The 23,243-nt window shown below is 71.7% G+C and carries 16 protein-coding genes; 11 read left to right on the top strand and 5 right to left on the bottom strand.

The genetic code is table 11. The features are described from left to right. Window positions 1-44: 44 nt before the first annotated feature. Together Sri02f_RS38115 and Sri02f_RS38110 are read right to left on the bottom strand one after the other, a co-directional pair. Complete coding sequence (locus Sri02f_RS38115) at window positions 45-317, bottom strand: antitoxin (RefSeq protein WP_109005881.1); 273 nt, start codon at window positions 315-317, stop codon at window positions 45-47. 23 nt (window positions 318-340) lie between these two features. Further along, window positions 341-601 carry a hypothetical protein gene (locus Sri02f_RS38110; protein WP_245970970.1) on the bottom strand — a complete coding sequence of 87 codons (261 nt, stop codon included), beginning with the start codon at window positions 599-601 and terminating at the stop codon, window positions 341-343. 220 nt (window positions 602-821) lie between these two features. Here Sri02f_RS38110 and miaA point away from each other — a divergent pair, with 220 nt between their 5' ends. The 6 genes from miaA (at window position 822) to hflX (ending at window position 9,144) form a co-directional block, all read left to right on the top strand. Continuing rightward, window positions 822-1,760, top strand: a complete 939-nt coding sequence (miaA, locus tag Sri02f_RS38105; RefSeq protein ID WP_109005879.1) for a tRNA (adenosine(37)-N6)-dimethylallyltransferase MiaA — start codon at window positions 822-824, stop codon at window positions 1,758-1,760. 108 nt (window positions 1,761-1,868) lie between these two features. Then, window positions 1,869-2,378 (top strand): hypothetical protein, encoded by a 510-nt coding sequence (locus Sri02f_RS38100; RefSeq protein ID WP_109005878.1) that lies wholly within the window; start codon window positions 1,869-1,871, stop codon window positions 2,376-2,378. Window positions 2,379-2,455: 77 nt separating this feature from the next. After that, window positions 2,456-3,325: a diaminopimelate epimerase gene (gene dapF, locus Sri02f_RS38095; protein ID WP_109005877.1), complete on the top strand. Its 870-nt coding sequence runs from the start codon at window positions 2,456-2,458 to the stop codon at window positions 3,323-3,325. 299 nt (window positions 3,326-3,624) lie between these two features. Next, window positions 3,625-5,811 carry a RelA/SpoT family protein gene (locus Sri02f_RS38090; protein ID WP_109005876.1) on the top strand — a complete coding sequence of 729 codons (2,187 nt, stop codon included), beginning with the start codon at window positions 3,625-3,627 and terminating at the stop codon, window positions 5,809-5,811. Window positions 5,812-5,968: 157 nt separating this feature from the next. Beyond that, window positions 5,969-7,513 (top strand): M1 family metallopeptidase, encoded by a 1,545-nt coding sequence (locus Sri02f_RS38085; protein WP_109005875.1) that lies wholly within the window; start codon window positions 5,969-5,971, stop codon window positions 7,511-7,513. Between the two features lie 137 nt (window positions 7,514-7,650). Next, window positions 7,651-9,144, top strand: a complete 1,494-nt coding sequence (gene hflX, locus Sri02f_RS38080) for a GTPase HflX (protein ID WP_109005874.1) — start codon at window positions 7,651-7,653, stop codon at window positions 9,142-9,144. 231 nt (window positions 9,145-9,375) lie between these two features. Here the strand turns inward: hflX and Sri02f_RS38075 are convergent, their stop codons facing one another. After that, entirely contained in the window at window positions 9,376-10,599 is a 1,224-nt protein-coding gene (locus Sri02f_RS38075; protein ID WP_109005873.1) for a trypsin-like serine peptidase, read from the bottom strand. Between the two features lie 280 nt (window positions 10,600-10,879). On the opposite strand from Sri02f_RS38075, the gene Sri02f_RS38070 reads away from it, so the two are divergent. The 3 genes from Sri02f_RS38070 (at window position 10,880) to Sri02f_RS38055 (ending at window position 17,337) form a co-directional block, all read left to right on the top strand. Then, window positions 10,880-12,475 carry a diaminobutyrate--2-oxoglutarate transaminase family protein gene (locus Sri02f_RS38070; RefSeq protein ID WP_109005872.1) on the top strand — a complete coding sequence of 532 codons (1,596 nt, stop codon included), beginning with the start codon at window positions 10,880-10,882 and terminating at the stop codon, window positions 12,473-12,475. 150 nt (window positions 12,476-12,625) lie between these two features. Further along, entirely contained in the window at window positions 12,626-14,725 is a 2,100-nt protein-coding gene (locus tag Sri02f_RS38065; RefSeq protein ID WP_373865167.1) for an IucA/IucC family protein, read from the top strand. Window positions 14,726-15,261: 536 nt separating this feature from the next. Next, the gene (locus tag Sri02f_RS38055; protein ID WP_167467698.1) at window positions 15,262-17,337 is read left to right on the top strand and encodes an ATP-dependent DNA helicase; all 2,076 of its coding nucleotides are present in this window, start codon (window positions 15,262-15,264) and stop codon (window positions 17,335-17,337) included. 116 nt (window positions 17,338-17,453) lie between these two features. Here the strand turns inward: Sri02f_RS38055 and lexA are convergent, their stop codons facing one another. Next, window positions 17,454-18,233, bottom strand: a complete 780-nt coding sequence (gene lexA, locus Sri02f_RS38050; RefSeq protein ID WP_109005871.1) for a transcriptional repressor LexA — start codon at window positions 18,231-18,233, stop codon at window positions 17,454-17,456. 583 nt (window positions 18,234-18,816) lie between these two features. Between lexA and nrdR the strand changes: the two genes are divergently transcribed. Beyond that, window positions 18,817-19,386, top strand: a complete 570-nt coding sequence (gene nrdR, locus Sri02f_RS38045) for a transcriptional regulator NrdR (protein WP_109005870.1) — start codon at window positions 18,817-18,819, stop codon at window positions 19,384-19,386. A 160-nt stretch (window positions 19,387-19,546) separates the two neighbouring features. Then, the gene (locus tag Sri02f_RS38040) at window positions 19,547-22,447 is read left to right on the top strand and encodes a vitamin B12-dependent ribonucleotide reductase (protein WP_109005869.1); all 2,901 of its coding nucleotides are present in this window, start codon (window positions 19,547-19,549) and stop codon (window positions 22,445-22,447) included. Between the two features lie 112 nt (window positions 22,448-22,559). Here Sri02f_RS38040 and Sri02f_RS38035 read toward each other — a convergent pair whose 3' ends face one another. Next, the gene (locus Sri02f_RS38035; RefSeq protein ID WP_109005868.1) at window positions 22,560-23,093 is read right to left on the bottom strand and encodes a TerD family protein; all 534 of its coding nucleotides are present in this window, start codon (window positions 23,091-23,093) and stop codon (window positions 22,560-22,562) included. Window positions 23,094-23,243: the final 150 nt, after the last annotated feature.

Raw genomic sequence — 23,243 nt, 5'->3', positions numbered from 1 at the left:
CGCGAGCGTGCCCGCTCCGCGGCCGCCCGCCGGTCCACGCCAGGTCAGGAAGCCGGTGGCGGCGGGGTGGGCGGGACGAAGGTGTCGCCGCCGCCCGTCGAGGGCTCGTCCTTGTGCGCGAGCCGGTCCATGGCCCCCTTGGCCTTGTCGGTGCCCGTGTGGATCGTGTCGCTGTACTTGCCCTTGGTCTTCTCGTCGACGACCTTGGCGGCTTTGTCGATGCCGTGGTGCACCTTGTCCCCATGCTGCTGCGCGAGGTCCGAGACCTTGCCCTTGGCCGGGGCGAGCCGGGCCTTCAAACTGTCCAAGAGACCCATGGGCCACCTTCCCTCGCGGTGCGTTACGTGCGGGCGCCCTCGTCGGCGGCCTCACTGTCGGCCGTCTCCTCGGGGGACTGCTGACGGGGGATCCCGACGCCGTCGTCGTCGGCGGCGACCGGCTCCGGCTCCTTCGCCGCCTCGCCGTGCGTGGCGGCCGCGGTCGCTGCCGTCTCCTGCGAGTCCTCGGTGACCGTTTCGGCCTCCGCCTCGGCCGTGTCCTCCGTCGCGTCGGCCGACGCGACGGCGGCGGTGGTCGCCTCCTCCGTCGCCGGCTCCTCCACGGACTTCGACCTCCGGAAAAGTCGCGCCAAAACGCCCATGTCCACTCCATACGGTACTCGTGCGGGCGAAAACCCGCGTCGGCCGGTGCGTCCGTTCGCGCCACCGGGGGGCGTCGCCCTTGCGCAGGGCGACGGAAATCCCGCAACGGGGAACGACTTCGGACCGGTGCCGTCACGTAACTCGTTCGAGGGTGGGAGCGGGGTTTGCGAGACTGGTGCGGTGAGCAGCGCACCCCCCGCCCCCCGTGTCATCGCCGTCGTCGGACCGACCGCAGCCGGAAAGTCCGATCTGGGCGTTTTCCTGGCTCGGCGACTCGGCGGCGAGGTCGTCAACGCCGACTCCATGCAGCTCTACCGAGGGATGGACATCGGCACCGCCAAACTGACGCCGCAGGAGCGCGCCGGAGTCCCGCACCACCTCCTGGACGTCTGGGACGTCACCGTCACCGCCTCCGTCGCCGAGTACCAGCGGCTGGCGCGCGAGCGGATCGACGCGCTGCTCGCCGAGGGCCGCTGGCCGGTCCTCGTCGGCGGCTCCGGTCTGTACGTCCGCGGCGCCGTCGACAACCTGGAGTTCCCCGGCACCGACCCCGAGGTGCGCGCACGGCTGGAGGAGGAGCTCACGCTGCGCGGTTCGGGCGCGCTGCACGCCCGGCTGGCCGCGGCCGATCCCGAGGCCGCGCAGGCGATCCTGCCCGGCAACGGCCGCCGCATCGTCCGGGCCCTCGAAGTGATCGAGCTCACCGGCAAGCCCTTCACGGCCAACCTGCCCGGCCATGACTCCGTCTACGACACCGTCCAGATCGGGGTCGACGTGGCGCGCCCCGAACTCGACGAGCGCATCGCCCGCCGCGTCGACCGGATGTGGGACGCGGGGCTCGTGGACGAGGTCCGCGCGCTGGAGGCGCAGGGACTGCGCGAGGGGCGCACGGCCTCCCGCGCGCTCGGTTACCAGCAGATCCTCGCGGCCCTGGCCGGCGAGTGCACCGAGGACGAGGCGCGCGCGGAGACCGTGCGTGCCACCAAGCGCTTCGCGCGCCGACAGGATTCGTGGTTCAGGCGTGATCCGCGGGTGCACTGGTTGAGTGGGGCCGCGGCTGATCTCACAGAACTTCCTGAACTCGCGCTGGCGTTGGTGGAACGACCGGTCACAGCCTGATCACGTCATGGCATCGGGACGCCCAGGCCGTCATCCGGGCCTCCGGCGGCGTGCCATCATCGAGCTTCGATCGACCAAGTGGAGTCCGAGTTGGGAGGGCGCGTGGCGATGGAGGCCGGCCCTCGCGACACCGCACAAGGCACCGAGCACCGCATCACCGGCATCGGTGAACCGGAGCCCGAGGAAGCCCGTCTGAGCCCGGACGGGCCGGACGAGGACGACACCCAGGGCGGTGTGACCGACGACGGTCCCGAGCCCGAGGAGATGTTCGCGGGCGGCCCCGAGGTCGAGGTCGAGCTGCGCCCGCAGCGTCGGCTGCGGATCTGGCAGCTCGCGCCCATCGTGGCCCTGGCCGCGATCGGCTCCCTGATGTTCGCCTTCCCACTCGCCTTCGACTTCGGCGACAGCGGGGCCATGATCGCCATGCTCGGGCTGCTGATCTGCTCCTGCGCGGCCGGCTGGGGGATGATGGCCGCCCGCCGTGTCGGTCACACGTGGCCCGGCCTGCCCGCGCGCGGCTCCGGGCGCCGGCCCGACTGGCGGGTCGCCATCGCCTACGTCGTGATGGTGGCGGCCGTGGTGGCCCTGGCGGTCTGGCGGGTCGCCCGGCTCCGCTGAGCCGCCCACGCGCGGGTGACGGCCGGCTGCTCCGCGGCCCCGGGCCCGGTGTCGTGGCCACCCCGTACGATCGAGGGATGAGCACGCGGATCGCCTTCCTCAAGGGACACGGCACCGAGAACGACTTCGTGATCGTTCCGGACCCGGACAACGCCGTCGACCTGCCCCCGGCCGCCGTCGCCGCCCTGTGCGACCGCCGCGCGGGCATCGGCGGTGACGGTCTGCTGCACGTCGTGCGGTCCGCCGCGCACCCCGAGGCGAAGGACATGGCGGCCCGGGCGGAGTGGTTCATGGACTACCGCAACGGCGACGGCTCGATCGCCGAGATGTGCGGCAACGGGGTCCGCGTCTTCGCGCGCTATCTCCAGCACGCCGGTCTCGTCACCGAGGGTGATTTCACGGTCGCCACGCGCGGGGGCGTCAAGCGCGTGCACCTCGCCAAGGACGGCGACGTCACCGTCGGCATGGGCAGGGCCCTCCTCCCCGAGGGGGACGTCACGGTGAGCGTCGGGGGGCGCAGCTGGCCCGCGCGCAACGTCGACATGGGCAACCCGCACGCCGTCGCCTTCGTCGACGACCTCGCGCACGCCGGCGACCTGTACGCGCCGCCGCCCTTCAGCCCGGCCTCCGCCTACCCCGCCGGGGTCAACGTGGAGTTCGTGGTGGACCGGGGCCCCCGGCACGTCGCCCTGCGCGTGCACGAGCGCGGGGCCGGCGAGACCCGTTCGTGCGGCACGGGCGCGTGCGCCGTCGCCGTGGCGGCCGCGCGCAGGGACGGCGTCGACCCGGCGGCGACCGGCACGCCGGCCACGTACACCGTCGACGTGCCCGGCGGGCGCCTGGTGATCACCGAGCTGCCGGACGGCGAGATCGAGATGACCGGCCCCGCAGTGATCGTGGCCACAGGGGAGATCGAGTCCGAGTGGCTCGAAACAGTCGGCCTCTGATGTGATCAGGGCTTGGTATCGGAGGCCGGGCCGTCCCGGCGGCGCGCATGATCAACCCCGGTGGCGGGCCAGGGGTTCGAATGCGCGACCGGCGCCAGGACGGGTGGCTCAAAACCGTAAACCCCTCATCCATCGCTCGAATGGGTGATCCGTTTCACGCTCGGCGAGAGGCGGTCGGTCCCGCGTGGTGGGCTCGGTAGCATCAAGCACCGGCCCGGACGGGGGACCGTTCACCAGTCCCCTGAGCCGTGTCCGCCCTGGGACACCCCGTCCGCCGGTCCACGCAGCCGGAGGTGCCCATGAGTGCGGAGGCCACGAACCCTGCGACCCCAGGCCCGGTGGCGCCGGCCACACCCCGCAGGCGCAACCGTCACCGGATCGATCTGCGCCGCCTGGTCGGCGCCGCGCTGCTCGGCCCCGCCTCCCGCGGCCGGCTCCCGGACGCGATCGGCCACGTCGTGGAGGTCCACCGCGCGCACCATCCCGACGCCGACCTCGAAACCCTGCGCCGCGCCTACGTCCTCGCCGAGTCCTCGCACCGCGGCCAGATGCGCAAGAGCGGCGAGCCCTACATCACGCACCCGCTCGCCGTGACCCTGATCCTCGCCGAACTCGGCGCGGAGACCACGACCCTGACCGCCTCGCTGCTCCACGACACCGTCGAGGACACCGATGTGACGCTCGATCAGGTCGGCGAGCAGTTCGGCGCCGAGGTGCGCTATCTCGTCGACGGCGTCACCAAGCTGGAGAAGGTCGACTACGGCGCGGCCGCCGAGCCCGAGACCTTCCGCAAGATGCTCGTCGCCACCGGCAACGACGTCCGCGTGATGTCGATCAAACTCGCCGACCGGCTGCACAACATGCGCACCCTGGGCGTGATGCGCCCCGAGAAACAGGCCCGCATCGCCAAGGTCACCCGGGACGTCCTGATCCCGCTCGCCGAGCGCCTCGGCGTCCAGGCCCTCAAGACCGAGCTGGAAGACCTCGTCTTCGCGATCCTGCACCCCGAGGAGTACGAGCACACCCGTGAGCTGATCGTCGAGAACGCCTCCCGCGCGGACGACCCTCTCGCCGAGTTCGCCGACGCGATGCGAGCGATCCTGCGCGACGCCGGCATCCAGGCCGAAGTCCTCATCCGTCCGCGGCACTTCGTCTCCGTGCACCGCTTCTCCCGCAAGCGCGGCCGGATGCGCGGCTCCGACTTCGGCCGCCTGCTGGTGCTGGTGAACGAGGACGCCGACTGTTACGCCGTCCTGGGCGAGCTGCACACCTGTATGACGCCGGTGGTCTCGGAGTTCAAGGACTTCATCGCCGTCCCCAAGTTCAACCTGTACCAGTCGCTGCACACCGCGGTGGCCCGCGAGGACGGCCAGGTCGCCGAAGTCCTCATCCGCACGCACCAGATGCACAAGGTGGCGGAGGCCGGCGTCGTGGCGCTCGGCAATCCCTACCCGGCTCCTTCCGAGGACCAGGCCCGGGAGCGGGCCGCGGCCGACGAGGAACGCGTCGACCCGACGCGGCCCGGCTGGCTCTCCCGCCTGCTGGACTGGCAGGAGGCCGCGCCCGACCCCGACACCTTCTGGTCCACCCTGCGCGAGGACCTCGCGCAGGACCGCGAGATCACCGTCTTCCGGCCGGACGGCGGCACGCTCGGCCTGCCCGAGGGCGCGACCTGCGTCGACGCCGCGTACGCGCAGTACGGCGAGGACGCCCACGCCTGCATCGGCGCCCGGGTCAACGGCCGTCTGGCGACCCTCAGCACCGTTCTGCGGGACGGCGACACCGTGCAGCTCCTCATGGGCCAGGACCCGGCGTCGGAGCCGTCCAGGGAGTGGCTGGAGCACGCCCACACCCCGGCCGCCCGGATCGCCATCCAGCGGTGGCTGGCGACGCACCCGGCCCCGGCCGAGCAGGAGGACCCCGCACCGGCGGCCGACCCGGGGGCCGCCAAGGCCGCGGAGGCGACCGCCCGGTCCGCTGCCGACCCCTTCGGCGCCGACGCGCCCGCCGCCCGCCCCGGAGCCGCCGTCACGGTCGCCGACCGGCCCGACGCCGCCGTCCGGCTCGCCGGGTGCTGCACGCCCGTGCCGCTCGACGACATCACCGGGTTCCTGGTACGCGGGGGAGTGGTCACCGTGCACCGCGCGGAGTGCGACGCCGTGGCGCGCATGGCGAGCGCGGGGCGCGAGGAGGCCGAGGTGCGCTGGGGCGACACCACCGGCTGCCGGGTCACCCTGGTCGCCGAATCGTTCGGCCGACCGCATCTGCTGGCCGACCTCACCGAGGCGATGGCACTGGAAGGCGCCGAGATCGTCTCCGCGACCGTCGAGCCCCCGAGCCAGCAGCGGGTGCGTCACACCTACACCGTCCAGCTTCCCGACGCCGCGCACCTGCCCGCCCTCATGCGGGCCATGCGCAACGTGCCCGGCGTGTACGACGTGGACCGTGCGCAGCACCACGCGCAGGCCTCGGCGGAACAGGCGTAGGTCTCGGCGGAACAGGCAAAGGACACACCCGCGCGCGGGTGCGTGAGGGGCGTCCCCGCCTCCGGGGCGACCGCTCACGCGCGCGGGCGCCATCCGTTCGGGTGGGCCGGGAGCGCGTCGCCCACGCGGCCCGCGTCCGCGCTGGTAGCGGTGGTGCATGCTGCTCACCCCCCGCGTCCGGCTCAAGTCCGCGCTGCTCGCCTCGGCCGTCTCCGTCTGCCTCGTCGCCGCGAGCGCTCCGGCGGACCCGCTCGGCCTCGGCGACCGCCTCTTCCCGTACCTGGGCAATCCCGGGTACGACGTCGCCTCGTACGACCTGTCCTTCACCTATTCCGGCGTCAACAGCGAGCCCCTCAAGGCGGTCACCACCATCGACGCCTGGACCACGGCCGCCCTGGACCGGATCAACCTCGACTTCGCCCACGGCAAGGTCGACTCGGTCGAGGTCGACGGCAAGCCCGCCGCCTTCGCCGGCGCAGGCGACGACCTGGTGGTCACCCCGTCGAGCTCGCTGCCCCCGGGCAGCTGGGTCCGGATCACCGTGCGGCACACCAGTGATCCGGTGAGCGCCGACGACCGGGACGGCGGCTGGGTCAGGACCGCGGACGGCCTCGCCATGGCCAACCAGGCGGACGCCGCCCACCTGGTCTTCCCGTGCAACGACCACCCGTCCGACAAGGCGATGTTCACCATCCGCGTCACCGCCCCCAACGACTACACGGCGGTCGCCGGCGGCCTGCCGGCCGGGGTCGAACGCGTCGGCGCGGCGACCACGTGGACCTACCGCACCCAGCACCCCATGGCGACCGAGCTCGCCCAGGTGTCGATCGGCCGCTCCACCGTCGTGCACCGCGAGGGACCGCACGCCCTCCCCGTGAGGGACGTCGTGCCCACCAAGGACCGCGAGGCCCTGGAGCCGTGGCTGAAGAAGACCCCCGAGCAGATCGCCTGGATGGAGGGCAAGGTCGGTCCCTACCCCTTCGAGACGTACGGCCTGCTCATGGCCGACGCCTCGACCGGGTTCGAGCTGGAGACGCAGACCCTGTCCCTCTTCGAGAAGGACCTCTTCACCGAGCCCGGCTACCCCAAGTGGTACGTCGAGTCGATCATGGTGCACGAGCTCTCCCACCAGTGGTTCGGCGACAGCGTCAGCCCGCGCAGCTGGTCCGACCTGTGGCTCAACGAGGGACATGCCACCTGGTACGAGGCGCTGTACGCGCAGGAGAAGGCGGGCCGCACCCTGGAGACGCGGATGAAGGCCGCGTACGGCGCCTCCGACCGCTGGCGCGCCGCCGGAGGCCCCCCGGCGCTGCCCAAGGCGCCCCACCCGGGCCAGAAGATCAGCATCTTCCGGCCCAACGTCTACGACGGCGCGGCCCTCGTCCTGTACGCCCTGCGCCAGGAGATCGGCGTCCCCGCCTTCGAGCGCCTGGAACGTGCCTGGGTGAACAACCACCGCGACTCCACGGCGACCACGGCCGACTTCGAGCGCCTCGCCGAAGGGATCTCCGGCCGCGAGCTGAGCGGGTTCTTCAAGGACTGGCTGTACGGCGAGAAGACGCCGGCGATGCCCGGCCACCCGGACTGGAAGCCCGCGGCGCCGGTCGCCAGGGCCGAACCCAAGGCGGAACCCAAGGGCGTCTCCCACGCCGGACCGAGGACGTCGAAGCCGCAGCCGGCGGCCGCGCGGGCGTCGGAATAAGACGATGACGAGACGGGCCGTACCGTGCGACCATCGTGCGGTCGGCGCGGCACGGTGCACGGGAATCTCCCGGGGTGTTCGTGCGTTGTCCCTCATGAAGGCCGCCGAACCGGCATTCCCAACGACGTAAGGACCCAATGACCTCCTCTTCTTCCGCTTCCCAGGACACCACGCGCGTTGCGCACGCCTACCCCGAAGGTCTTCGGGCCGATGCCCTGATGGAAGAGGACGTCGCCTGGAGCCACGAGATCGACGGAGACCGGGACGGCGACCAGTTCGACCGCTCCGAGCGCGCGGCCCTGCGCCGCGTGGCGGGTCTCTCCACCGAGCTCGAGGACGTCACCGAGGTCGAGTACCGACAGCTCCGCCTGGAGCGCGTCGTACTCGTCGGTGTCTGGACCACGGGAACCTCGCAGGACGCGGACAACTCCCTCGCGGAGCTGGCCGCCCTCGCCGAGACGGCGGGAGCGCTCGTGCTCGACGGCGTGATCCAGCGCCGCGACAAGCCCGACGCGGCCACCTACATCGGCTCCGGCAAGGCGAACGAACTCCGGGACATCGTCCTGGAGACCGGCGCCGACACCGTGATCTGCGACGGAGAGCTCAGCCCCGGCCAGCTCATCCACCTCGAGGACGTCGTCAAGGTCAAGGTCATCGACCGTACGGCCCTGATCCTCGACATCTTCGCCCAGCACGCCAAGTCCCGTGAGGGCAAGGCGCAGGTCGCGCTCGCGCAGATGCAGTACATGCTGCCGAGGCTGCGCGGCTGGGGTCAGTCGCTGTCCCGTCAGATGGGCGGCGGCAAGGGCGGCGGCCTCGCCACCCGCGGCCCCGGTGAGACCAAGATCGAGACGGACCGTCGGCGGATCCGCGAGAAGATGGCGAAGATGCGCCGGGAGATCGCGGAGATGAAGACCGGCCGCGAGATCAAGCGTCAGGAGCGCAAGCGCCACAAGGTGCCGTCCGTCGCCATCGCGGGCTACACCAACGCGGGCAAGTCGTCCCTGCTCAACCGTCTCACGGGCGCGGGCGTCCTGGTCGAGAACGCCCTGTTCGCGACCCTGGACCCGACCGTGCGCCGGGCCGAGACCCCGAGCGGCCGTCTGTACACGCTGGCCGACACCGTCGGCTTCGTCCGGCACCTGCCGCACCACCTGGTCGAGGCGTTCCGCTCCACCATGGAGGAGGTCGGCGAGTCCGACCTGATCCTTCACGTGGTGGACGGCTCGCACCCCGCCCCGGAGGAGCAGCTGGCCGCCGTGCGCGAGGTCGTCCGGGACGTCGGCGCCACGGGCGTGCCCGAGATCGTCGTGATCAACAAGGCGGACGCGGCCGACCCGCTGACGCTCCAGCGGCTCATGCGGATCGAGAAGCGCTCCATCGCGGTCTCGGCCCGCACCGGCCAGGGCATCGCCGAGCTGCTCGCCCTGATCGACGACCAGCTTCCGCGGCCGTCGGTCGAGGTCGAGGCACTGGTGCCGTACACCCATGGCGGCCTGGTGGCCCGTGCCCACACGGAGGGCGAGGTGATCTCCGAGGAGCACACCGCGGAGGGCACCCTGCTGAAGGCCCGGGTGCACGAGGAACTGGCGGCGGACCTCGCGCCGTACGTTCCGGCGCCGGCCGTCTAGGCCGCCGCGACCGGCCCGGTCCGCTGTACGCCGAAGGCCCGTGCCCCGCTCACCGCGGGGCACGGGCCTTCGGCCTGTCCGGCTCACCGGCCGCCGTACGTCACGTTCCCGCCGAGGAGGAGACACTTCCGGGCGGTCGGCGCCGGCGGGCGGGACGAACTTCGGGACGAACGGCGGCGGGACGGCGCGGGCGCCCCCACGGGCCCCCTCGGCGCCCCACCGCCGGTCCGGCTACCGGTCGGCGAACTTCTCGCTCACCGAGTCGTAGACGCCCTTGGCCACGTCGCCGAGCCGCGGGCCGGCGAGCCACCCCGACTTCACCGGGCCGATCGAGGTGTTGGACACCAGCGCAGGCTTGCCGTCCGAGCCCGTCGCGACCCAGCCGCCGCCCGACGAACCGCCGGTCATCGTGCAGCCGATGCGGTACATCGTCGGGTCCGCGGAGTTGATCGAGAACCGCCCCGGCCTGTCCTGGCACTGGTAGAGCTTCTGGCCGTCGTACGGCTTGGCCGCCGGGTATCCGGTCGCCGTGATGCTGTCGACCTTCGGCACCGCCGGGGCCCTGAAGTTCACCGGGAGAGCCGAACCGACCGTCTCCTCCAGGGACTTGCCCGAGCCGCCCTCCTCCGGCGTCACATGGATGACGGCGTAGTCGTAGGAGGCGCCGTCGCCGCCGGTCTGACCGCCCTGCGCGATCCACTGGTCCGAGGTCTTCGTCCAGTCGCCCCACCAGACCCCGTACGGCGCGGCCTGCTCCTTGGTGGCCGTCTGCAACTGCGCGGACGACAGGCCCTGATCGTTGTACGACGGCACGAACGCGATGTTGCGGTACCAGCCGCCGCCCTTGCCCGCGTGCACGCAATGGCCCGCCGTCCACACGAGGTTGGACTTGCCCGGGTGGGCCGGGTCCCGCACGACGGTCGCCGAGCAGACCATCGTGCCCTCGGGAGAGTCGAAGAACACCTTGCCCGCCTCGGGGGCGTTGGCGTGGTACTTCGTCGGCACGGCCTTGGCGTCCACCGCCTGCGGCGTCGGGTCGGTCACGCCCTGGTCACCGGAGAGATCGCTGTCGTCGACGCTGCGGTCCGGGTCCTCCGCCTTGCGCATCCGGTCCGGGTCCCACAGGCCCTTGATGATCGGGTTGACGTAGTCCTGCGCCTCGCGCAGCCAGTCGTCCCTGTCCCAGTTCTTCCAGGCGCCGTTCTTCCACTTGTCGAGATCGATCCCGTGCTCTTTGAGCCTGTCCTTGATGTCGTCCGGGATCGTGATCTTTCCGTCGCCGGTGGCCGGCACGGTGGCTTGGGTCTGGCCGCCCGCGTCGGTGTCGCCCGAGTCGCACGCGGTCGCGGTGAGCGCGAGCACCGAGACGAGGGCCATGGCGCCCAGCACGGGGGAGGTTCCGCGGCGCGTGTTCCTCCTCCGGCGGACGGTGAACGACGGCCGTGTGGATCGCATGGTCTGACTCCCCCTGCTGTGAACGAACTTGAGACACCGGCCGTTCCCCCGGAGCGGAACTCACGGGTAGCGCGTCCCGGGTTCAAGCGGGCCGCGCGGCCAGGTGCGATGCCTCCACACGATATGCGCTCGCTGTGGGGGTCTCCTGACGGAACGGCAACTGTTCGGTCACAGCGGAGATCTTGCGGCAACCCGTAACCGCGAAGACGGTCCGGGGTTGGTAGCGGTGGGGGGTCCGCTGTCCGCGCCCGGCCCCTGAACTGCGGAAGGACGGGAAGCCGTGGTCGTGACCGAGTCAGTGCCCGAGGGCATCCTGAGGCGTCAGTCGGCGCGTGAGTCGGCGGCGCGCACCTATGCGCGTGCCCTGCCCATCGTGCCGGTGCGGGCACGCGGGCTGACGATCGAGGGCGCGGACGGCCGCCGCTACCTCGACTGTCTCTCCGGCGCCGGCGCTCTAGCCCTCGGGCACAACCACCCCGTCGTGCTGGAGGCCATCCGCAAAGTACTCGACTCGGGCGCGCCCCTTCAGGTGCTCGACCTCGCGACCCCCGTCAAGGACGCCTTCGTCACCGAACTCTTCCGCACCCTGCCGCCCGGCCTGGCCGACCACGCGCGCGTGCAGTTCTGCGGACCGGCCGGCACGGACGCGGTGGAGGCCGCTCTCAAGCTGGTCCGGACCGCCACCGGCCGTACGGGCGTCCTGGCCTTCACCGGCGCCTACCACGGCATGACCGCCGGATCCCTCGAAGTCTCCGGGGGCGCCGGCGACGTCCGGGTGGCACGGTTGCCCTACCCGCAGGACTACCGCTGCCCGTTCGGCGTCGGCGGCGAGCGCGGCGCCGAACTCGCCGCCCGCTGGACCGAGTCCGTCCTCGACGATCCCAAGTCGGGGGTGCGGCGCCCCGCCGGGATGATCCTCGAACCCGTGCAGGGGGAGGGCGGGGTGATCCCCGCACCGGACGCCTGGCTGCGCCGGATGCGACAGATCACCGCGGAGCGCTCCATCCCGCTGATCGCCGACGAAATCCAGACGGGCGTCGGGCGGACCGGCGCCTTCTGGGCGGTGGAGCACAGCGGCGTCACCCCCGACGTGATGGTCCTGTCCAAGGCCATCGGCGGCAGCCTGCCGCTCGCCGTCGTGGTCTACCGCGAGGAACTCGACGCCTGGCAGTCGGGCGCCCACGCGGGCACGTTCCGCGGCAACCAGCTCGCCATGGCCGCCGGTACGGCCACCCTCGCCTTCGTCCGCGAGAACGGCCTCGCCGACCGGGCCGCCGTCCTGGGCGCCCGCATACTGCGCGGCCTCCGGCGCCTCGCCGAGGAGTTCCCGTGCATGGGCGACGTACGGGGGCGCGGACTGATGATCGGGGTCGAGATGGTGGACCCGGAAGCGTCATGCGGGAGCCAGGGCGGCCAGGGGAGCCAGGGGATGGAGGGGATCGAGGGGATCCCGGGGAACGACGAGGCCGGTGGGGTCGGCGAGGTCCAGGGGCTCGGCGGTGCGCACCGTCCCTTCCCCGCCGCCCCCGCGCTGGCCCTGTCCCTCCAGCGGGAGTGCCTGCGGCGCGGCCTGATCGTGGAGCTCGGGGGCCGTCACGCCGGCGTCGTACGACTGCTTCCGCCGCTGACCATCACCGACGAGCAGGCCGCCGCGGTGCTGGACCGGCTCGCGGACGCCATGGCAGCGGTGGCCGCGAGCCACGCCCACGGCAGGGACGAGAAAGGGCGCAAGGGACGCGAGAGGCATAGGGAGCAGGCGGGGCAAGCAGAGCAGGCGGGGCAGATGGAGGCCCACTCTCCGAGCAGGCAGAACCCGCCGGACCGGCCTCCCGAGCCGGTCTCACGCCAGGGCAGCAGTGCCGACCGGGCGAGATGATCCGGCCGCCGCTCCCCACCGGAGTCACCGGAGACGGGCGCGCCTGGCGTCCCCCCCCCGGGGCCGGGAGCCGGGAGCGAGCGCGGGCTCCGTGTCAGCGCCTGCTCGCTTCTGCCCCTTCATTCCACGAGGACCGACCGAGGACCGACCTTGACCACCTTCCCGCAACCCGCCGACGCCGACCCCGCACGCCCAGCGGACGCCGCCCCCGCACCCCCCGCGGACGTACCTCCGGCGCCGCCCGAGCGGCCGTCCGCCCTCTCCGCAGGACCCGCCAACCCCTCCGCGCGGTCGCTGCCGACGCCGCGTGAGCCGGGAACGGTCCCACCCGCCGAACCGGCGCCCTCCGCCGCTGACGACCTCCTGGACCACCCCGATCCGCACACCGCCGCCCAGGCCGCAGCCGTGGAGAACCTGCTGCGCTGCTGGGTCCGCGAGACCGGACTGCCCGCCCCCGGCGACGGCGTTCTGCGCGTGCCGTTGCCCGCGAGCGGTGTCAGCCTGCTCGTGCCCGTCCACCACTGGTCCCCGACGGGCTGGCACCGCTTCGGCCTGCCGCGCCTGGCCGACGCTCCCGAGCAGGCCCCGCCCGCGGACGCCGTCACGGTCGCCGCCCTGCTGGCCCGCGAGACGCCCGCCGGCGATGGAGACGGAGGCGATGGAGACGGAGGCGGTGGAGACGGAGGAGGCGGAGGTGGGGGCGGCGAGGGCGTCGACCTCGTCGCGCGCGTCGCCGACTCCGTCCGCCGTACCGCCGTGTTCATCGCCGAGCGCAGAGCGAGCCCCGCCGACGGCCCCGACCTGTTCCTGGCCGCCGAGCAGGCGCTGCTGCTGGGGCACCCGTTGCACCCGACCCCCAAGAGCCGAGAAGGGCTCTCGGACGGCGAGGCGCGCCGGTACTCACCCGAGTCGCGCGGCTCCTTCCGGCTCCACTGGGTGGCCGTCGCTCCCTCCGTGCTCGCCACGGACTCCGCCTGGACCGAGGGCGGCCGCCCCGTCCCCGCCGCCCGGCTGACGGCGCGACTGGCGGCCACGGGACTGCCGCTGCCCGACGGCTTCACCGCCCTGCCCGTGCATCCCTGGCAACTGGCCGAGATGCGACGCCGTCCCGAGGCCGAGGCGCTGTTCGACGCCGGTCTGGTCCGGGATCTGGGCGCGCACGGCCTTCCGTGGCGCCCCACCTCCTCCGTGCGCACCGTGCACCGGTCCGGCGCCCCGGCCATGCTGAAGCTGTCCCTGAGCCTGCGCATCACCAACTCGCGTCGGGAGAACCTGCGCAAGGAGCTCCACCGGGGCGTGGAGGTGCACCGGCTCCTGCGCTCCGGACTCGCCGAGCGGTGGCACGCGGCCCACCCGGGTTTCGACATCGTCCGCGATCCCGCCTGGCTCGCGGTCGACGGCCCGGACGGCCGCCCGCTGACCGGACTCGACGTGATGATCCGCCACAACCCCTTCACCCCGGCGGACGACGTCTGCTGCCTCGCCGGCCTCGTGGCGCCCCGGCCGCACGCACGCGAGGCGGCCGACGCAGCCGACGCGACCGACCGGACGCGCGGGACGCCCCCGGCCCTCGCGGGTGCGGGTCCGGTCCCGCGCTCCCGGCTGGACGTGATCGTCACGCGTCTCGCCGGGCGCACCGGCCGGCCGCCGGGGGCGGTGGCGGCGGAGTGGTTCCTGCGCTACCTGGACCAGGTCGTCCGGCCCGTCCTGTGGCTCGACGGCGTGGCGGGGATCGCCCTGGAGGCGCACCAGCAGAACACGCTCGTCCTGCTGGACCCGGACGGCTGGCCCAGGGGCGGCCGCTACCGCGACAACCAGGGCTACTACTTCCGCGAGTCCCACCGCGCGGAACTCGACGCCCGGCTGCCCGGGGTCGGGGCGCGCAGCGACACCTTCGTCTCCGACGACGTCACCGACGAGCGGTTCTGCTACTACCTGGGGATCAACAACGTGCTGGGGCTCATCGGCGCGTTCGGCTCCCAGGGGCTCGCCGACGAACGCCTCCTGCTCGCGGCCTTCCGGCGCTTCCTCGCCGACGCCGACCAGCCCCGCGCCGACGCCGACGGCGGGGCCGCCTCCGGCCCCGGGCGGACGGGCGGCCGCAGTTCGCTGCCCGCCCGGCTGCTCGACGCACCCGTGCTGCGCTGCAAGGCCAATCTGCTCACTCGGCTGCACGGTCTCGACGAACTCGTCGGACCGGTGGACACCCAGTCCGTCTACGTCACCATCGCCAACCCCCTGCTCTTGTGAACGATCCGGGAGGAGTCAGCCGTGCCCCTTGCCGGGACGCCCGCCGGCCCCGGCGTGCCCCCTGCCCTCGCTCTCGCCCTCGCTCTCGCCGTCGGCGACCGGGGGCGTCGGCACGTCCGCCGGTGCGTTCCGACGCCCCCGGTCGCCGTGCGGATCGAGCGGGACCTCCCGCCCATCGGCCGGTGGAGGCGAGGGCTCTCGGTCCGCCGCTCGACGCCGTCGCCGATCTCATCCTTGACGGGACACCCGCGTGCACCCATGTCGTCGAGCGCCGGTTTCCGGTTCTCCGCGGAGCTCGATCCGCCCGCCGAGCGGGCGGTCCTGATGATCCGAGAACGTCATACGCGTGCTCTGCTGTGAAGCCACCCGGGCGGTGTCGGGCCGGATTCGGCCACCTCTCGCCGTCGAACAGTCACATTCCGCCACGTCCGGCGCGTTCCCTCCTCCACCACCAGGAGACCCACGGTCTTGATCCCTTCCCTCCCGCCCGCCTCGGCGACCCGTTTGTCAGTGCCGCGCCGTAGGGTGGTCGCGCTATGACGAAGCCCTCACTCCCCGAACTCCTGCATGCCGCCGTCGCCGCCGTCGGCGGCACGGAGCGCCCCGGCCAGGTGACCATGGCCGAAGCCGTCGCCCAGGCGATCGACGACGGCTCACACCTGCTGGTCCAGGCCGGCACCGGCACCGGAAAGTCACTCGGCTACCTCGTGCCCGCGCTCGCCCACGGGGAGCGCGTCGTGGTGGCCACGGCCACGCTGGCCCTGCAGCGCCAGCTCGTCGAGCGGGACCTGCCGCGCACGGTCGAGGCGCTGCATCCGCTGCTGCGCCGGCGCCCGGAGTTCGCGATGCTCAAGGGCCGGTCGAACTACCTGTGCCTGCACCGCCTCCACGAAGGCGTCCCGCAGGACGAGGAGGAGGGCCTCTTCGACCAGTTCGAGGCGGCCGCCCCCACCAGCAAGCTCGGCCAGGACCTGCTCCGGCTGCGCGACTGGTCCGACGAGACCGAGTCGGGGGACCGCGACGACCTCACGCCGGGTGTGTCCGACCGTGCCTGGGCCCAGGTGTCGGTGTCCTCCCGGGAGTGCCTCGGCGCCACGAAATGCGCCTATGGCGCCGAGTGCTTCGCCGAGATGGCCCGCGAGCGCGCCAAGCTGGCCGAGGTCGTCGTCACCAACCACGCGCTCCTCGCCATCGACGCCATCGAGGGCGCCCCGGTCCTGCCGCAGCACGAGGTGCTGATCGTCGACGAGGCGCACGAGCTGGTCTCCCGGGTCACCGGCGTCGCCACCGGCGAGCTCACCCCGGGCCAGGTCAACCGGGCCGTGCGCCGAGCGGCCAAACTGGTCGACGAGAAGGCGGCCGACCAGCTGCAGAGCGCCGCCGAGGGCTTCGAGCGGCTCATGGAGCTGGCCCTGCCGGGCCGCCTGGAGGAGATCCCGGAGGACCTCGGCTACGCCCTCATGGCGCTGCGCGACGCCGCGCGGACGGTGATCTCCGCCATCGGAGCCACCCGTGACAAGTCCGTCCAGGACGAGGACGCGGTCCGCAAGCAGGCGCTGGCATCCGTGGAGTCCGTGCACGACGTGGCGGAGCGGATCTGCAACGGCTCCGAGTGGGACGTCGTCTGGTACGAGCGCCACGACCGCTTCGGCGCCTCCCTGCGCGTCGCCCCCATGTCCGTGTCGGGTCTGCTGCGCGAGAAGCTCTTCACCGACCGGTCCGTGACCCTGGCCTCGGCGACGCTGAAACTGGGCGGGGACTTCAACGGGGTGGGCGCGTCGATGGGCCTCGCCCCGGAGGGCACGGAGGGCGACGACGTGCCGCAGTGGAAGGGCCTCGACGTCGGTTCGCCCTTCGACTACCGCAAGCAGGGCATCCTGTACGTCGCCAAACACCTCGCGCGCCCCGCACGGGACGGCGACCGGGCCGACATGCTCGACGAACTGACCGAGCTGATCCAGGCGGCCGGCGGTCGCACGCTCGGTCTCTTCTCGTCCATGCGCGCCGCGCAGCTCGCCGCCGAGGAACTGCGCACCCGTCTCCCGGAGTTCCCGATCCTCCTCCAGGGCGAGGAGACCCTCGGAGAGCTGATCAAGAACTTCTCGGCCGACCCGAAGACCTGCCTGTTCGGCACGCTGTCGCTCTGGCAGGGCGTCGACGTGCCCGGCGCCAGCTGCCAGCTGGTCGTCATGGACAAGATCCCGTTCCCGCGACCGGACGACCCGCTGATGAGCGCTCGCCAGAAGGCGGTGGAGGACGCCGGAGGCAACGGCTTCATGGCCGTCGCCGCGACCCACGCGGCGCTGCTCATGGCCCAGGGCGCGGGCCGTCTCGTTCGGGCGTCGGGGGACCGCGGTGTGGTCGCGGTCCTGGACCAGCGGCTGGCGACGGCGCGTTATGGGAGCTATCTGAAGGCCTCCCTGCCCGACTTCTGGTACACCACGGACCGCAACCAGGTCCGCAGGTCCCTCGCCGCGATCGACGCGAAGGCCAGGCAGTCGGAGTCCGAGGCCCGGACGCAGACGGAGGCGGCGACCGGACCGGAGGCGGCGACCGGACCGGAGGCGGATGCCCAGGCGGAGGCGGAGGCCCAGGCGGAGGCGGAGGCGTAGGGCCCGCGCCGGGGGAGGGGCGGGCCCGCCGGCGCAGCGCAGGGCCCCGGAACCGGCGCAGGGATCCCGGGGCCCAGTCAGGGGGTAGGGCGGGAGAGTCCCGCCCGTCGCCGCGTTCAGATGCGGCGGAGTACGGCCACCACCTTGCCGAGGATGGTCGCGTCGTCGCCCGGGATCGGCTCGTAGGCGGAGTTGTGCGGCAGCAGCCACACATGGCCGTCCTCGCGCTTGAAGCGCTTGACGGTGGCCTCCCCGTCGAGCATCGCGGCCACGATGTCGCCGTTCTCGGCGACCGGCTGGCGGCGGACGGTGACCCAGTCGCCGTCACAGATCGCGGCCTCGATCATCGAGTCGCCGACGACCTTCAGGACGAACAGCTCGCCGTCGCCCACGAGCTGGCGCGGGAGCGGGAAGACGTCCTCCACCGACTCCTCGGCCAGGATCGGACCGCCGGCGGCGATCCGGCCGACCAGCGGGACGTAGGACGCGGCCGGCTTCCCGGCGGTGTCCGTGGGCTGCACGGAGGCGGCCTGGTCGGAGCCGCGCACCTCGTACGCGCGCGGGCGGTGCGGGTCGCGGCGCAGGAAGCCCTTCCGCTCCAGTGCCATCAGCTGGTGGGCGACCGAGGACGTGCTGGACAGGCCGACCGCCTGACCGATCTCCCGCATGGACGGCGGGTAACCTCGCCGCTGTACGGAGTCCCTGATGACCTCGATCACTCGGCGCTGCCGGTCGGTGAGCCCCGAGCTGTCGGCGCGGATGCCTGGAGGTCGACCGGGCAACGAGCGCTTGTGCGCCTCGGGATTCATGGCTTCGTTCATCGCATGCACCGGCTCGAGTCGGCCCTGGGAGCGGTCCTGGGCAGTGATGGTGGCACTGTCTGCGGTGGTGGTCACGTCGGCCCCTCTCGGTTGTCTCCCTGCTGGACAACGGTAGTTGCTTTCGAAAGGTTGCGCCAAACACACGTTCGAGTGAAAAAGCGTGGATAAACGGACTTGATCATGTGTCTGGGTGTATGGCTAACGCGGTCTCCGACGGGCAAAAGGTCTCATTGTTGTAGCCTTCACCGCCGGAGACGGTGACCTTGTGAGGCGTGGCCCCAGTCTGCCATCCGGTCTCCGGCCGACCGAGGACCGGTCCCGCCACTGTGCGAGAGTCCCACTTCTCCTCCTCGTGGCGCTCACGGTATCGCCGTGAGCGCCGCCGCGATACGCCCGTACACGCGCGTGCCGGGGTGGATTTCGTGTGCTCGGCGTGACGGCCGGATCGCGTGCGGTGAGCGCGATGGGCGCGACACGCGATACGGCCTGGAAGGATGCGCCAAGCCCCACATGTAGTGGTTGGATTGGCGCAGCGGCCCAGAAGTTGTGGTCCCCGGTGTCTTCGGATGTCGACGGATCCCCTATGCTTGGGGCTGCTTCGAGGGGCCCGTGAGGCCTGGCGAGGCCATTGAGTCTGCTGTGAGGAGGGTTGGAGTTCATGCACTGCCCCTTCTGCAGGCACCCCGACAGCCGTGTCGTCGACAGTCGTACGACGGACGACGGCACGTCGATCCGCAGGCGGCGTCAATGCCCTGACTGCTCCCGTCGTTTCACGACCGTGGAGACGTGCTCGCTGATGGTGGTCAAGCGGTCCGGGGTCACCGAGCCGTTCAGCCGCACCAAGGTCATCAACGGCGTGCGCAAGGCGTGCCAGGGGCGGCCCGTCACCGAGGACGCTCTCGCCCAGCTCGGCCAGCGCGTCGAGGAGGCGGTGCGGGCCACCGGAAGCGCCGAGTTGACCACCCATGACGTGGGGCTGGCCATACTCGGTCCGCTGCAGGAGCTCGACCTCGTCGCTTATCTGCGGTTCGCCTCCGTCTACCGGGCGTTCGACTCGCTCGAGGACTTCGAGGCGGCGATCGCGGAACTCAGGGACCAGACGGGACCCCCCGCTGCGGACGACGACGACCGCGCGGACGAAGCAGGGGATGTCGTGGGGAGCCGGAAGGACGACGGAGGGCGCACGGGGACCGTTCAGGTCCCCGAGCCCGCCCGGGCCGCCGACTGACCGACGGCCGCACCCGATGCCTCGTCGAGGCGGCAGGGCGGCGGCGGACGAAGACCTGTTGTGGGCGGTAGCGCGTGGGTGCCCACAGCACCAGACAGAACAACGTGTCACGGGAACAACGTGGCATTTCAGGGCGTTTTCGCCCGTAGAGGGAGGCGGCATGACAGAGACGGCGAGCGGTCCGGCACGAGGTTCCCGAGCCAAGGGAGCCAAGAACACCAAGGGCCTGCGCATCGAGCGCATCCACACGACCCCCGGAGTGCACCCTTACGACGAGGTTGCCTGGGAGCGTCGTGACGTCGTCATGACCAACTGGCGCGACGGCTCGATCAATTTCGAGCAGCGTGGCGTCGAGTTCCCCGACTTCTGGTCGGTGAACGCGGTCAACATCGTCACCAGCAAGTACTTCCGCGGTGCCGTGGGCACCCCTCAGCGCGAGACCGGCCTCAGGCAGCTGATCGACCGCATCGTGAAGACGTACCGGAAGGCCGGCGAGGACAACAGCTACTTCGCCTCGCCCGCCGACGCCGAGATCTTCGAGCACGAGCTGGCCTACGCCCTCCTGCACCAGATCTTCAGCTTCAACAGCCCCGTCTGGTTCAACGTCGGGACCCCGCAGCCCCAGCAGGTCTCCGCCTGCTTCATCCTGGCCGTCGACGACTCCATGGAGTCGATCCTCGACTGGTACAAGGAAGAGGGCATGATCTTCAAGGGCGGCTCCGGCGCCGGCCTGAACCTCTCCCGGATCCGCTCCTCCAAGGAGCTCCTCTCCTCCGGCGGCAACGCCTCCGGCCCGGTGTCCTTCATGCGCGGCGCCGACGCCTCCGCCGGCACCATCAAGTCCGGTGGCGCCACGCGTCGCGCGGCCAAGATGGTCGTCCTCGACGTGGACCACCCGGACATCGAGGACTTCATCTCCACCAAGGTGAAGGAGGAGGAGAAGATCCGCGCCCTGCGCGACGCGGGCTTCGACATGGACCTGGGCGGGGACGACATCACGTCCGTCCAGTACCAGAACGCCAACAACAGCGTCCGCGTGAACGACGAGTTCATGACGGCCGTCGAGAACGGCGCCGAGTTCGGCCTGCGCGCCCGCATGACCGGCGAGATCATCGAGAAGGTCGACGCCAAGGCGCTGTTCCGCAAGCTCGCCGAAGCCGCCTGGGCCTGCGCCGACCCGGGCATCCAGTACGACGGTGTGATCAACAACTGGCACACCTGCCCCGAGTCCGGCCGGATCACCGCGTCGAACCCGTGCAGCGAGTACATGCACCTGGACAACACGTCCTGCAACCTCGCCTCGTTGAACCTGATGAAGTTCCTCACGGACGACGGCAAGGGCACCCAGTCCTTCCAGGCGGACCGCTTCCAGAAGGTCGTCGAGCTCGTCATCACCGCGATGGACATCTCCATCTGCTTCGCGGACTTCCCGACCCAGAAGATCGGCGAGAACACGCGCGCGTTCCGCCAGCTCGGCATCGGCTACGCCAACCTCGGCGCCCTGCTGATGGCCACCGGCCACGCGTACGACTCCGACGGCGGCCGCTCCCTGGCCGGCGCCATCACCTCCCTGATGACGGGCACGGCCTACCGCCGCTCCGCCGAGCTGGCCTCCGTCGTCGGCCCGTACGACGGCTACGCCCGCAACGCCGACGCGCACAACCGCGTCATGAAGCAGCACTCGGACGCCAACGGGACGGCCGTCCGCATGGACGACCTGGACACCCCGGTCTGGGCCGCCGCCACGGAGGCCTGGCAGGACGTCCTGCGCCTCGGTGAGAAGAACGGTTTCCGTAACGCCCAGGCGTCCGTGCTCGCCCCGACCGGCACCATCGGTCTGGCGATGTCCTGCGACACCACCGGCGTCGAGCCCGACCTCGCCCTGGTCAAGTTCAAGAAGCTCGTCGGCGGCGGCTCGATGCAGATCGTCAACGGCACCGTCCCGCAGGCCCTGCGCCGCCTGGGTTACCAGGAGGAGCAGATCGAGGCGATCGTCGCCCACATCGCCGAGAACGGCAACGTGATCGACGCCCCCGGTCTCGCGCACGAGCACTACGAGGTGTTCGACTGCGCCATGGGCGAGCGGGCCATCTCCCCGATGGGCCACGTCCGCATGATGGCCGCGATCCAGCCCTGGATCTCCGGCGCCATCTCCAAGACGGTCAACATGCCGGAGACGGCCACCGTCGAGGAGGTCGAGGAGATCTACTTCGAGGCCTGGAAGCTCGGCGTCAAGGCGCTCGCGATCTACCGCGACAACTGCAAGGTCGGCCAGCCCCTCTCCGCGAAGACCAAGGACAAGGAGAAGGCCGAGGTCACCGAGAAGGCCGAGGACACGATCCGCACCGCGGTCGAGAAGGTCATCGAGTACCGCCCGGTCCGCAAGCGTCTGCCCAAGGGCCGTCCCGGCATCACGACCTCCTTCACCGTCGGCGGCGCTGAGGGCTACATGACCGCCAACTCCTACCCGGACGACGGTCTCGGCGAGGTCTTCCTCAAGATGTCCAAGCAGGGTTCGACCCTCGCCGGCATGATGGACGCCTTCTCCATCGCGGTCTCCGTCGGCCTCCAGTACGGCGTGCCGCTGGAGACGTACGTCTCGAAGTTCACCAACATGCGCTTCGAGCCGGCCGGCATGACGGACGACCCGGACGTGCGGATGGCGCAGTCGATCGTCGACTACATCTTCCGCCGCCTGGCGCTGGACTTCCTGCCCTTCGAGACGCGCTCGGCGCTCGGCATCCATTCCGCCGAGGAGCGTCAGCGCCACCTGGAGACCGGCTCCTACGAGCCGAACCTCGAGGAGGAGGACGTGGACGTGGAGGGCCTCGCCCAGTCCGCGCCCCGCCAGACGGACCTGAAGGCCGTTGCCGCCCCGAAGGCCGAAGCCGAGGCGCCCCGACCGGTGCCGCAGCAGGCCCACACCAGCGCCGAGCTGGTGGAGATGCAGCTGGGCATCCAGGCCGACGCCCCGCTGTGCTTCTCCTGCGGGACGAAGATGCAGCGAGCCGGCTCCTGCTACATCTGCGAGGGCTGCGGCTCCACCAGCGGCTGCAGCTAGGTATTGCAGGCCGGGTCCGTGTGATCCGGCGAGGGCGGTGGAGCCGGTCTTCGGCTCCACCGCCCTCGGCGTTCCCGCTCGTTCGCGTCCTACGCGTGGACGTCCCGCCCGTTCAGGACCGGTGGACCTGGCCCATGACTCTGGTGAACGTGACCGGGTCGTCCTCGAAGCCGTGCACACCCGAGTGGAACGACCAGCTGTCGGACGTCTCGCGCACGAACTCCCCGACCGTCGCCGCGGTCGCACCGAGGACGTCGCCGAAGTCCCCCTCGTCCAGGACGGTGTAGCCCTCCCGTATGCGGTAGCCCGGGTTGAGCACCCCGACGAAGGTGCGGTGCTCGGGGTTCTGCTGGATGACGACGCCGAGGACCACGCGCGCGTACCGCGCGTCCAGACGGTCGAGCTCCAGCGTCATGACCTCGTCCCAGCCGAAGCCCTTGCCGTCCTTGCTGTCCCGGTTGAGATAGATCGTGCCGTCGGGCGAGCGGCTGTCGAAGTGCACCACGTAGGCGGGTTCGCCGTGCGGATCGCTCGCCAGATAGGTCGCCGCCACGACGTCCAGATCGGTGGGCGGCTGCCCCGCCGGACTGGGATCCCACTTCAGCGCCATCTCGATCTTGCGGATTCCCTTGTTGAGGCCGCTCACCGGACTTCCCCTCCCCGATTCCCCGTCTGCTGTCGCGCCCGAACGGCCCGTCTCTCACGGCCGGTTGTCCATCCTGCCACGCGCGCGTGCACCGTCGCAGCGGAGCACTGTGTACGAGAGTGACCAACGCCACGCCCGCTGGCCTTACCA

Source organism: Streptomyces rishiriensis, assembly GCF_003112535.1.
GTDB classification, from domain to species: domain Bacteria; phylum Actinomycetota; class Actinomycetes; order Streptomycetales; family Streptomycetaceae; genus Streptomyces; species Streptomyces rishiriensis.
Note: the sequence above shows the minus strand (reverse complement) of the source record. Positions and strands in the feature narration are given on the sequence as shown.